Genomic DNA, 11,810 nt, shown 5'->3' on the forward strand with positions numbered 1-11,810 from the left:
ACGGCATAGTCGTGCATGACTATATATCACAGTGCTTACAACATATTGCAGAGCAACCAAACAACCTTGAACCGCTGTTACCCTGGAATATTCAGCGCGGCTAGGTGTCGTTAGCTATACCCTTACGCTCTAGACTTCGTTTAGGGAGTTTTGAAGTTGCGTCAACCTCTATTCAAGTAGGTGATACTCCAGCTTATACTCTTGAGTTTAGTTTACGTGAATCATTAGTAATGCGTGGTAATTCACCCACTAAAAATGGTTTTATTATTAAGCCTCATGGTGTACGTATTGTAAGTGAATACGGAACATTAACGGGTAATGTTTCTGCTGATAATACTAATTTAGGTAGTTGTATTGTTTATCTGTATGAAGGTGCTCCAACCGAATTAGGTGATAGTTATGATGCAGAAGATGAAACTTTTATTGGTGATACACCGACCGCAACAGCTCCATTAATATCAACAGCAGTGGCAGTAGATGGTACTTATAGCATAGGGTTTGTAGCAGCAGGAAGTTATACCCTTGCTTTGATGTGCGGAGCCGACGATGACAACATTCAATATAATGCATTAACAATACCTTCTCCTGCTGGAAATATAGCCACAGTAGATATCATTAAAGGTGATGTTAAAACCATAGATTTTTAAACAAACTTATCTTAACCAGTTATTCGGCGAACAAAATAGCTCCCAAGTGATAACCGCAACTTCTTCAACTATCGGTGGCTCAATAAAATGAGTGTTTTACTATTAGCGCTAATGTTGATGAGCTACAGAATATATCGCTATTAGAACGAGTAACATCATTAAGTAACAATATACCCTGGTGATATTACTAGGGTATATCAATTATTTTTAACGGATTTTATTCGTTAAACCATTACATTTTCTGTATTCAATCAGTATGTTTGGTCATTTGACCGTGAAATTATTCGGTAAATTACATTATTAATATCTTCGTTAATTAAAGACATGAAAATATAAAACCTAATGTAAAAAAAGTAGCGTTTGTCTATACTTTTTAGCGAATAAAACTTAGTAATACTAGGTTTTTTTATGACTGCCATCACACATAGGCTGAGATGCAGTCTGCTTACAGCCACAAAAAAATACTTTTTTAGACTCCGTTGCGGTATATCTTACTGGCGAGAATTCTGAGCCTTTATGAGAGCCATCACAAAAAGGTTGTTTTTGGCTTTCACCACAAGAACACCAAGAATATTTTTTACCTTCTTCAACGTCGATTGCAAAAGGTGTGTCAGATGCTCGTATTGGTGTAGACATAGTAAATCTCCATTGATTTATAAACATAACGCCTGATGAATAGGCAAGTAACCGATATTTAAAGTAAGCGATAAAGCCATAAAAGCCAACTGTTATTTATCCCCGCTGAACATTTATTATCTGTTGAGTAATGAATTTAAGCATAAAGGCCATAATCGATAATTACACCATAACCGTTATAGAAAATAATAATTAATCCCATATGACGTATGGTTTTTGATCAAAGCCGCACTAAAATTCAGTTTGAATTTAGAGGTTTTCAAAGTGCTACCCTGTGATATTTGGACAAGGAGTATGCCAAGAAAAAAGACAATAATAAAGTTAACCCAAAAAGCTAAAGTCATTAAAAACGACTCTACTAAAGGTATAGTGCTGAATGAGAGCGTGAATTTAAGTAAAACCCGGGCTGTTTAATAAGAGCGGCGCCAAGCAAATCACTCAATCGGAAATTCTAATTTTTACGCTTTAGATACCAACAGCTTGTTTAACTTTGTCTTTGTAACTTCGGCTCACTTTTAATTCTTTGCCACTACTCATCACTAAATAATACTCGCCGTTAAGTTGGCTGCAAAACTTATCAACATAATTTTTATTAACTATGGTTGAGCGGTGACTGCGCACGAATTGCTTAGGATCTAATATTTCTTCAAGTTGCTTCATTGTTTTACGTAATATATGTGTCGCAGAATGGGTATGAACACACATGTAATCTCCAGCAGCATCAATCCATAAAATGTCTTTAACCGGGACCCTACTCACTTCTCCTGCATCTTTGATAGCCAAAATATCAGAATAAGAAGATAAACTTACCGGTTGATTATTCGTAAGCTCAGCTAAAATTTTGTCACAATCATTACCGGTAACATCACTGACTAATTGAATAAGTTTAGATTTATGAACAGCATTTTCTGAGCTGTTCAGGCTCTGCCTAACTTTCTGCATAGATTCAGCTAAGCGAGTCTCATCAGCAGGCTTTAAAAGATAGTCTTGAGCATGGACTTCAAAGGCTTGTAACGCATATTGATCAAAAGCGGTGACAAAGATAACAATTGGTAGCTTTAATCCTTTTTCAATAATGGCCTGCACGACTTCAAAGCCATTGAGACCTGGCATTTGAATATCAAGAAACATTAAGTCAGGTTCATAGGCTCGCACAGCTTCAAGTGCTTCGCGACCATTATGGCATTGTGCAATAATATCAACGTCTTTGTGATCAGCTAATCTTACTGCAAGGCCTTTCCTTGCTAAAGGTTCATCGTCAACTATGATGGTTGACAGAAGCTTTGTCATGTATTTATCTCTAGTTCATAGGGCATTCTAATGCTCACTTTAACACCTTTTGGCGAATTATTGGCAACAACTAAAGAAAAATCACTACCATACAATGCAGCTAACCTTTCACGGCTGTTCGCAAGACCCACACCGTTCTCACGATAAAGATTACCATTTTTAATTTCAGCGCCTGGACCATCATCGGCAAGTTCTAATAATAAGTCGTTAGCAAAGCGAGTCACCGTCACTTTAATAGTACCACCACTCTCTTGTGATGCAATTGCATACTTAATAGAGTTTTCAGCAATAGGTTGTAATATCATACTTGGCACTAGAGCTTTTTTACAATCATCTGCAGCGATAAACTCTACACATAACCGGTCTTCGAATCTAACTTTTTCTATATCTAGGTAGAGTTTTAGTGCATGCAACTCACTATTTAAGGTTACTTTTTTCATCGGGTCTTTATCAAGGGAATAACGTAGAAACTCACTTAACTTAGTGACCATACCATTGGCTATTTTATTTTCGTTCACCAAAATAAGGGTAGAAATTGCATTAAGGGTATTAAATAAAAAATGAGGATTGAGCTGATAACGTAACATTTTAAGCTGAGCCTGGTGAGCAACACTGTTAGCTTCTAAAACATTTTGTTTTTCTTTTTGCAACATTTGATAATATTTTGTCCCAAAGTATAAACCACTCCAGCTCAAAATAATAAAGAATGAATAAACACTGTTAGAAGTATAATACAGCCAAAAATCGGGGCGATAACCGTGCTTGTATATTTCCCAATGATTAATATTTTTGACAACTTGCCAAAGTACGCCAACCAAATAAGACGCGACTATCACCACAACTGCAATTTTAGCCGGGCTAAAATTCCAAACTCTACGATAAAGGTATCGTAAAGGCACCGTGAACAACCAACCTGCATAAGCATTGAGAAAAATTATGACAACAAAAATATCACGTGGATCATGTAATAATGAACCTAAATAATGCACTAAAGCAAAGCCAAACCAACTCGCGCTATGCACTAGCCAAAAAAGTCGGTTTCGATTTTCTAATAATTCTTTCCAATTCACACAGTATAACCAATAAAAGATATTATAATAATTATGGAGTAGCTTGGCAGTTCACGCATTACCATTGACCGTAGCAATTCAGCGACTCAACTCATTTACTTTCAATGCAATCTAACTCACCTTTATTTTGCTAACATTTTGCCTAAATGCTGCCCACCCACTAAGTGCATATGGATGTGGTAAACCTCTTGGCCACCATGCTCGTTACAATTAATTATAAGCCGATAACCATTTTCAGCAATGCCCTCTTCTTTAGCTATTTTTTTAGCGACTGTGATCATTCGACCTAAAGTGAGTTCGTCATCTTCAGTCACATCATTAATCGTCGCAATTAATTTATTTGGGATAATAAGAACATGGGTACTGGCTTGTGGCGTTATGTCTCTAAATGCGGTCACAAGTTCATCTTGATAGAGTAAAGGGGTCGGTATTTCTTGTCTGATTATTTTTGAAAAGATAGTTTCTTCTGCCATGATATGCTCCAATGTATCTGTTATTTTACTTTAGGTGTCCACTTATTATAGTGTATCGCTTTATCAACCGAGCGTCTCGGTAACCAACCTGCACTTTCTAGTTCAGGTTTATCTTTAAAATGTGTGACATAACCAATGCACAAATAAGCAATTATTTCAATTTCTGCGGGAATATTTAAAGCATTCCTTAGAATGTCGTCTTCAATAATACTTACCCAGCCAACACCTAAGTTTTCTGCTCTTGCGGCAAGCCATAAGTTTTGTACGGCGCAAACTGCACTGTATAAATCCATTTCAGCTTTAATTGTTTTCCCTAATACAACTGGGCCATTCCTTTCTCTGTCGCATGTGACACATATTCCTATCGGCGCTTCTAAAATTCCTTCAAGTTTTAACTTTTGATATGCTTGCTGTTGATCATCAGTAAACATTTTTTTCGAAACTGAATTTGCTTGCTCAAATCCATGCTTAATTTTTTGTTTTGTTACTTTGTCATTGATGACAATAAAGTCCCACGGTTGCATAAAACCAACACTGGGAGCATGATGAGCCGCGGTTAATATTCGCTTTAAAACATCTTCAGGAATTGATTTGTTGATAAAATCACTTCTAACATCACGGCGTGAAAAGATAGTTTTATAAACAGCGTCTCTTTCTTGTTCAGAAATATGCATTTGAATATTTTTTAGTTAATTTAAAGGTGACAAATAATAGTGCCACATAAAAAAGGTCTAGATTAATCAATAACCTAGACCTAACAATACATTTAAAAACTTATGATTAGCTTTTTTTCAATACTCGACGAGTAAAGCCAAAGATTAATAAAGCAAAGAAACTGATAAAGCCTAAACCAGCGCCTGATCTTTCTACTTTTTTCTCAACACCTGAGCAGTCATCTATCTCACCCGCTAACGGTCTCAACGTAACAGCACGAACAACATCTTCTACAAGTTGTTCGCCTGTATTCAAATCAAATATCAATTCACCTTTTGCGTCGCGGCGAGGTGCCTTAACAAGTGCTGACGCAGATATTTCATTTTTATCGTTTATATCACGTGCTTCGATAATGGTGTACGCAGAGTCACAAGTTAACAGATCATTGAGGTCGGTAAATGTCTTACTGGCAATGTCATACATAAAAGCATGTCTACGACGAGGAGACTTAAGATCGTTATGTGTTTCCACTTCACCTTCACCAACAATAATACCATTTTCGTTAATAGCGCGGGCAGTGCTTGATGAGCCTTTAAAAAAGTCATCAGGTCTTATCATTTCCATTCCACTATCAAAATCATTGGTATCTACATGAAAGAATTTTGTACGTGTACTACCATTCACCACCGTTTTAGTGTGACCAATAGCGATACCTGCATTGTTAATACCGTAAGTACGTGAATCAAAAAACTTAACATGATTATCTGTAAAGTCTTTCACCTGGCCATTTTTATAAACTACCCCATAGAAGTTTCGCGGTTCATTCCTACTTGGCGCCGTTTCATTTTTGTCTTCCCAACCATGAGCAAAGCCAACAGCCACACCATCATTATTGATTGCCTGTGCGTAGTTAACAAATTCTCGTGGGTCATCAACATTAGGCGTAACTAAATGTCCTAAAGTCTCGGCCTTAGTAACACCTTCCAGACTTAGCGTCCATTTAAACGCTTCGGTGTTGTACATACTACTAACGACACTCTGAATACAAATTTCAAACGGTACATTCGCTAGAATTTCAGGGTCAGCACATCCACCTGACTCATTAGTAATATCATCAAGGGAGTTTTGGTCAATGCTAGTGCTTGCATAACCTACAGCAAATAAAGATTCACTGATATCTAAAATAGCAGATTCACCACCTAAGCGAAGACTTTCAGGAATATCGTCACCTTCAGTTGGTGGCTTTAATGCAATAATGGTATTACCTGCATCAGGAGAATAAAATGCTCTAGAGGTAAAATCACGAACCCAATACACAACTGGGTTGCCATCAGTACCCGTAAATGGCATCGCGGTATATGGCGCTGAGCCGTTACCATAAATCCAACCATCATTAGTAATACCATTTACATAATCTACGGTTGAACGCGTAAGTATTGTCGTATCAGGGAAGTATTGATCGAATACAGCAAAGCTTTCAGTATCTCCGGCATTACCCGTTAAATTACGCATAGCCAAAATATTACCAACTTGTTGATAAAATCTAGCTGAACGACTACTATTTTGGCTCTTTAAATACCGTACAGCCCAAGCTAGGTCATTAGCTGAGGGGTTGCCGGATCTTAAATCATTTTCGTTTTCAATATCGCTTAACGCATCAACATTTTCATGTTGCGAACTGGCTAATCTAACAATACTATCAAAATCATCAGTATCAAAATATTGAAATTGAACAGGAAAATTATAAATATCTGAGCCAGAAATAGCCATTTGACTTTGGTTATTTTCTTGCTGAGCATAACTATATTTAACTATATCAATGCCACCTTTATCGATAACTTCATATTTAGCTGCCTGTGCCATTGATAAACTTAACGCACTGCTAATTCCTAACACTAATACCGATTTTACAAATTTGTTCATATAACTACTTAACTCTCATTTCTTGTTATAATTCATCTAGCTCTTGCCATCTTGCGAAAGCGATTTCGAGTTTTGACTCACTTTCTTCAAGCTGGTTCAATATATTTTTTGTTTTGTTGCTATCTTGGGCAAAAAAGTTAGCGTCATTGACTTGTTCTTGCAATGAATTAATTAATGCTTCAAGTTCATCAACCTGTCCTGGTAGCGCTTCTAATTCACGATTATCTTTGAACGATAATTTTTTTTTAGTAGACACCGGCACAGCAACTTTGCTTTCATTAACCGAAGTAGCTGGGGCTTTTATACCTTCTGCTAACTGCTTACGCTGCTCAGCTTTATATGCTAAATAACTATCAACGTCATCATAACCGCCAACAATATTTGTTATTTCACCACTGCCATCAAAATAAAGACAACTATTTACACAATTATTAACAAAATCGCGATCATGGCTTACTAAAATAACGGTTCCTGCATAATTTGCAACGACTTCCTCTAATAATTCTAAAGTTTCTATATCTAAATCGTTAGTTGGCTCATCGAGAATGAGTAAGTTGCTAGGTCTTAAAAATAGACGCGCTAGTAACAAACGATTTTTTTCACCACCTGAAAGTGCACGTACCGGAGTTCTAGCGCGTTTAGGACTAAATAAGAAGTCTTGCAAATATCCCAACACATGCCGTGTTACACCATTTACAGTAACTTCTTGCTTACCTTCGGCAACAGTGTCCTGAACGGTCATATTCAAGTCTAAAGCATCGCGATGTTGATCAAAATAAGCCACATCTAAATTAACACCAACCCTCATTTTTCCTGAGCTAGGCTGTTGTTGTTCCATAATTAATTTGATTAAGGTTGACTTACCGGTACCGTTCGCACCAATAAGTGCTAAACGGTCGCCACGAGTGATAAGTAAATCTAAACCATTGAAAATGGTTTTATCGCCAAACGCCATATGCAAATTTTCACACTCAAAAACTAACTTACCTGAGCGATCACCGGTTGATATATTAATATCACCCTGCTTCTTCACTTCACGTCGTTCTTGACGTTCAACTCGTAATTTTTCAAGTGAACGAACTCTGCCTTCGTTACGAGTTCTACGAGCTTTAACGCCTTGTCTTATCCAAACTTCTTCTTCAGCTAGACGCTTATCAAAAAGCGCATTTTGTGTCGACTCGACTTCTAAGTCATGAGCTTTTTGTTCGATATAAAGATCATAGTTACCAGGGTAGCTAACGAGCTGACCACGGTCTAAATCTAAAATACGGGTCGCTAAACCACGAATAAATGCTCTATCATGACTAATAAATATAATAGTGCCTTTAAAGTCTTTTAGAAATTGCTCTAACCACAACACACTACTAATGTCTAAATGGTTAGTCGGCTCATCAAGTAATAACACATCAGGCTCGCTGACTAATGCTTTCGCTAATGCCAGTTTACGTAACCAACCACCAGATAAGTCGCAAATCATTTTGTCTGCTTCTAATGCTAGCGTGGTTAATACTTTATCGATACGTTGCTCGTCTTGCCAAGCATTGGCTTGGTCAAGTTGTTGTTGAACGTTGGATAATTTATTAAGATTCTTCTCTGAAGGGTCTTCACCAATAATATGAATGATATGGTGATATTGCTTAATCAATTCGGCATTTTCAGCAACCCCTTGCGCAACATAATCAAAAACGCTCATTTCAGATGACTCAGGTGGATCTTGCTCTAACATCGCCAACTTAATGTTGCTCGACATCAAAATTTGACCATCGTCTAGGTTCTGTTTACCCATCAACACTTTCATTAATGAAGACTTACCGGCGCCATTTTTACCAACTAAACAGACGCGTTCGCCCGTTTTTATCGTCAAATCTGTCTTATCTAAAATACTGTCTTCACCGAAGGCTAATTCGCCTTGAGCTATTCGGATTAATTCCATGGTTTATATCAACTCTACTACTTGTGATTGTTCGAAAGGCCAGAATAATAGGGTGTTATCACTCAAGCGCTCTAATACGGGAATATGTACACCGTATAAATTTACTAAATTATTTTCGCTACTGGTGTCATCATCAATAATGTCGACCACCTTAATTTGGTGATCGGGTATTATATCGACAATTATATCTGCAGCTTGCTCACAAAGGTGGCAACCAGCACTACTATATAAGTGAAATAAAACACTCATTAAGCATTAACTTTTTTACGGGTAATTAACCAACTGTTATGGATATGTTTATTACGCTGAAAATCTTTATCACGGGTTAACTCTGAAATTGACTTCACCTCAAAATTTAAAGCAGCAACTGCGTCGAAGTCCATTTTAAAGTTGCGTTTATTATTGGTGAAAATCAGCTCACCATTTTCCGTAACACACTTCATTGCATCAGTAATTAACGCCACATGATCGCTTTGCACATCAAAACTGTCTTCCATACGCTTAGAATTTGAGAATGTTGGCGGATCAACAAAAACAACATCATAAGTGCCTCGATGCTCTTTTAACCAAGTTAAACAATCGGCTTGCACAAATTGGTATTTATGACCCGACAATTTATTCAAGGCAAAATTTTCTTGTGCCCAGTTCAAGTAAGTATTCGACATATCAACAGTAGTAATACTTGTTGCGCCATGCAGTGCTGCTTGCAATGAAACAGAACCGGTATACGCAAATAAATTAAGCAATGACTTGTTTTTAGATTTCTGTGCAACAATTTGTCGGGTTTTACGGTGATCTAAAAATAAGCCTGTATCAAGGTAGTCCCATAAATTAATTTTTAACTTTGCACCATGTTCGTTGATAATCATCGACTGTTTACTTTGATCAACACGTTGATATTGGTCACTGCCCTTTTGCTTGGCACGGGTTTTTAATATCACCTTGTCGGTAGGAACGCCTAGTACCTTAGGGGCAAAATAGATAACTTCTTGTAAACGTTTTGCGACTTTACTTTCTTCAATAATTTTTGGTGCTGAATACTCTTGAATAACCAAATACTCGCCATAAACATCAACCGCGACATTATATTCTGGAATATCGGCATCGTATAAACGATAACATTCAATATTTTCTTTTTTCAGCCAGCTTTTTAAATTCTTCTTGTTTTTTAATAAGCGATTCCCAAAATCTGAATCTTTATCTTCGAATTCTGCATCATTATTTTGCCCTGAAGCTTGTTTTTCATCGACGTTATAAAGAGCAAGTTGACAATCTAATGGACCATTCTTAAATTTATAGCGTTTATGGCTTGCTAGCTTCATCATCGAGAGCAATTCAACATTCGCCGTTAAAATAGCAATACGCCAATCAACAAATTGTGCTTTTAGTTTTCGTCCTAATAAAACAAAATTTTCGACAAGCTCTGGTAATTCACCAATACGCTCTCCGTAAGGAGGGTTAAGTAAAAAAGTACCGTTGTGGCCAAAACCATTATTTAAGTTATTGATGTCTTTACATGAAAATTCAATAAACTTTTGTACACCGGCATTACGTGCATTAACTTGTGCGGTATTTATCACTCGGCTATCAATATCAATACCGAAAACTTTCGCTTTTAATTCTTCAAGGCCAAGATGTGATTTTTGTTTAGCTTGTGTTAATTGTGCTTGCCACGGGTATAATTGATGACCAAGCCAACAATCAAATCCCCATTTCACTCTGTCGATACCAGGTGCGTAACCTGCGGCCATCATTATCGCTTCGATTAAAATCGTGCCAGAACCACACATAGGATCAACAAGCGGTTTAGTCGTATCATCTAACCAGCCTGAACGAGTAATAATAGCCGCCGCCAGATGCTCTTTTAATGGTGCAGCGCCCGAGTGCTCGCGATAGCCACGCTTAAATAAACTACGGCCAGAAAAATCAAGATAGATAACAACCTTTTCTCTTAACAAACGAGCTTGAAAACTGATGTCAGGCGAACTTTTGTCAACAGAAGGCCTGTCCATTCCTTGATCACGAAAATGATCAACTAGCGCATCTTTTATCGTAAGCGCGCCAAACTGAGTATTTCTGATTTCATCACTCGAGCCAACAAAGTCGATAGCAAAGGTATGGTTACTCGAAAATTGTTCAGACCAATTAACACTTTGCGCGGTTGCAAAAAGTTTATCTTTATTTTCAGCATCACCTTCAGCAAGTCTTAATAAAATTCGTGTTGATAAACGACAATAGAGACATATTTTATAGGCCTCTTCAATTGTTGCCGTAAAATATACGCCTTCAGGCTTTTGCACGACTTGTGATGCTTTTAAATCTTTTAGCTCTTGAGCTAATAAAATTTCTATACCAGGAGATGTTAATGCTAAAAATTGCTGCATGATTGTTTTCCAGACCGATTTATGCCCGCAATTATAAACAAAGACGCTAACTACTTATATAGAGACGTGCATAAAACACGAATATTCACTGATATATATTTTTAAATATTTTTAATAACAGTATCAGCACGTCTTAAAGGTTATAAAACCACCGTTTAGACTACAATTAGGGCAAATAGCTGCCATTTTTTAATAGATGTAAAAATGTTAAAGAAACGCCTTGCAATGTGAAGTAACTATCCTTAAGATACGCCTCGCTTTCAAGGGCTGATGTTTTTGAAATGCATTCGTTAATAACACGAATTAAAACAGTTATGGCTTGTTTATGTGTAACCTTTACTGGGAATACTTAAACCATTCGGACGCGGGATGGAGCAGTCTGGTAGCTCGTCGGGCTCATAACCCGAAGGTCGTCAGTTCAAATCTGGCTCCCGCAACCAACTTAAGCTTAAGTATAAAAAGCAAATTCTTAAGTTTGAATTAAAACAACTTGGCTTTCCTAAGAATCTATTAGGACATTCGGACGCGGGATGGAGCAGTCTGGTAGCTCGTCGGGCTCATAACCCGAAGGTCGTCAGTTCAAATCTGGCTCCCGCAACCAACTTAAGATAAAAGTTTAAAATCAGGTCGTCAGTTCCCTTTCGAAAGATATGGGCTCACGCAACCAACTTAAGCTTAAGTATAAAAAGCAAATTCTTAAGTTTGAATTAAAACAACTTGGCTTTCCTAAGAATCTATTAGGACATTCGGACGCGGGATGGAGCAGTCTGGTAGCTCGTCGGGCTCATAACCCGAAGGTC

Annotated in this window: 10 protein-coding genes and 2 tRNA genes; 3 read left to right on the forward strand and 9 right to left on the reverse strand. The window is 37.3% G+C overall.

The window, feature by feature from the left end; all coding sequences use genetic code 11:
- The first annotated feature begins 104 nt into the window (after window positions 1-104).
- Complete coding sequence (locus ESZ26_RS18305) at window positions 105-647, forward strand: hypothetical protein (RefSeq protein ID WP_146801167.1); 543 nt, start codon at window positions 105-107, stop codon at window positions 645-647.
- A 396-nt stretch (window positions 648-1,043) separates the two neighbouring features.
- Here the strand turns inward: ESZ26_RS18305 and ESZ26_RS18310 are convergent, their stop codons facing one another.
- The 9 genes from ESZ26_RS18310 to rlmKL form a co-directional block, all read right to left on the reverse strand.
- Window positions 1,044-1,283 (reverse strand): CDGSH iron-sulfur domain-containing protein, encoded by a 240-nt coding sequence (locus ESZ26_RS18310; RefSeq protein WP_146801169.1) that lies wholly within the window; start codon window positions 1,281-1,283, stop codon window positions 1,044-1,046.
- Window positions 1,284-1,748: 465 nt separating this feature from the next.
- Complete coding sequence (locus ESZ26_RS18315) at window positions 1,749-2,573, reverse strand: LytR/AlgR family response regulator transcription factor (protein WP_146801171.1); 825 nt, start codon at window positions 2,571-2,573, stop codon at window positions 1,749-1,751.
- On the reverse strand, window positions 2,570-3,643 hold the full coding sequence (locus ESZ26_RS18320; RefSeq protein WP_146801173.1) for a sensor histidine kinase: 1,074 nt from the start codon (window positions 3,641-3,643) through the stop codon (window positions 2,570-2,572). Before ESZ26_RS18320 ends, ESZ26_RS18315 begins: the two co-directional genes overlap by 4 nt.
- 122 nt (window positions 3,644-3,765) lie before the next feature.
- Window positions 3,766-4,116 (reverse strand): purine nucleoside phosphoramidase, encoded by a 351-nt coding sequence (hinT, locus tag ESZ26_RS18325; RefSeq protein WP_146801175.1) that lies wholly within the window; start codon window positions 4,114-4,116, stop codon window positions 3,766-3,768.
- 20 nt (window positions 4,117-4,136) lie between these two features.
- A complete protein-coding gene (gene bluB / locus ESZ26_RS18330) occupies window positions 4,137-4,790 on the reverse strand; it encodes a 5,6-dimethylbenzimidazole synthase (RefSeq protein ID WP_146801177.1) in 654 nt (217 codons plus the stop codon).
- Between the two features lie 106 nt (window positions 4,791-4,896).
- On the reverse strand, window positions 4,897-6,693 hold the full coding sequence (locus ESZ26_RS18335; RefSeq protein WP_146801179.1) for a DUF3466 family protein: 1,797 nt from the start codon (window positions 6,691-6,693) through the stop codon (window positions 4,897-4,899).
- 25 nt (window positions 6,694-6,718) lie between these two features.
- Window positions 6,719-8,626 (reverse strand): ATP-binding cassette ATPase Uup, encoded by a 1,908-nt coding sequence (gene uup / locus ESZ26_RS18340; RefSeq protein WP_146801180.1) that lies wholly within the window; start codon window positions 8,624-8,626, stop codon window positions 6,719-6,721.
- A 3-nt stretch (window positions 8,627-8,629) separates the two neighbouring features.
- On the reverse strand, window positions 8,630-8,875 hold the full coding sequence (locus ESZ26_RS18345; RefSeq protein WP_146801182.1) for a glutaredoxin family protein: 246 nt from the start codon (window positions 8,873-8,875) through the stop codon (window positions 8,630-8,632).
- Window positions 8,875-11,010 carry a bifunctional 23S rRNA (guanine(2069)-N(7))-methyltransferase RlmK/23S rRNA (guanine(2445)-N(2))-methyltransferase RlmL gene (gene rlmKL, locus ESZ26_RS18350; protein ID WP_146801184.1) on the reverse strand — a complete coding sequence of 712 codons (2,136 nt, stop codon included), beginning with the start codon at window positions 11,008-11,010 and terminating at the stop codon, window positions 8,875-8,877. Before rlmKL ends, ESZ26_RS18345 begins: the two co-directional genes overlap by 1 nt.
- A 363-nt stretch (window positions 11,011-11,373) precedes the next feature.
- Between rlmKL and ESZ26_RS18355 the strand changes: the two genes are divergently transcribed.
- Together ESZ26_RS18355 and ESZ26_RS18360 are read left to right on the forward strand one after the other, a co-directional pair.
- Window positions 11,374-11,450: transfer RNA gene (locus tag ESZ26_RS18355), tRNA-Met, on the forward strand.
- 84 nt (window positions 11,451-11,534) lie between these two features.
- Window positions 11,535-11,611: transfer RNA gene (locus ESZ26_RS18360), tRNA-Met, on the forward strand.
- Window positions 11,612-11,810: the final 199 nt, after the last annotated feature.

This window comes from Colwellia hornerae (assembly GCF_007954355.1).
GTDB lineage: Bacteria > Pseudomonadota > Gammaproteobacteria > Enterobacterales > Alteromonadaceae > Colwellia_A > Colwellia_A hornerae.